The organism is Streptomyces sp. WAC04114 (assembly GCF_019733245.1).
GTDB lineage: Bacteria > Actinomycetota > Actinomycetes > Streptomycetales > Streptomycetaceae > Streptomyces > Streptomyces massasporeus_A.
On the sequence record NZ_JAIGQA010000411.1, the window covers coordinates 1 to 683 of the forward strand.

The 683-nt window shown below is 70.7% G+C and carries 1 protein-coding gene; it reads right to left on the reverse strand.

Annotation, left to right across the window (positions count from 1 at the left end; all coding sequences use genetic code 11):
- Window positions 1-185: 185 nt before the first annotated feature.
- The coding region (locus K4G64_RS39515; RefSeq protein WP_221760654.1) for a ParB/RepB/Spo0J family partition protein at window positions 186-683 on the reverse strand (498 nt) is incomplete at its 5' end.

The window sequence follows — 683 nt, forward strand, 5'->3', positions numbered from 1 at the left end:
GAGCTGATGCTCGAGACGTTCGGGTTGACCGAGGCGAACTGGCGCGACGCCCTGGAGCGCGAGCCCCACTTCTGCATCGCCGAGAGCCCGTACTACGGCCGCCGGGCGGTCGCCGCGCCGGCCCCGGACCCGCGGCCCTCCCGCTGGAACTGGAACTCGCTTTCCAGTCGTCGACGCGCACACGACTACGCCCTCCGCGGCCGCGCCCGGCCCTCCTCGCCGGCGTCCGCCGCGGCGGGTCGCCGGTCGGCTGGGGAGTCCGTGACGATTTCGATACCGCTATCAAGGTCGGCGAGCAGGTCGTTCAGGTCGTCGTCGGACCAGCCGGTGCCGTCGAGGTCATCGATGCCGCGCAGCAGCTCGGTGAGCACCTGGTCGTCGTAGCCGCCGAACTCTGCGGTGCGGTTGTCCGCCAGCATGATCCGGGTCGCGGTGTCGTCGTCCACGTCGATGACCAGGGCGGGCACCTGCTCCAGGCCCTGCGCCTTGGCGCCGCGCCAGCGGTGCTCACCGGCGATGATCCGCATCCGCGACTGCTGAACCATGACGGTGCCGTAGAAGCCGTTCTTGCCGATCGACTTGGCGATCACGTCCACGTCGCCGCGGTGCGGGTTGTCCGGGTGCGGTTCGAGGTCGCCGACCGGGACCATGCGGTAGGCCTGGGGGACGATGGTGGTCACGGA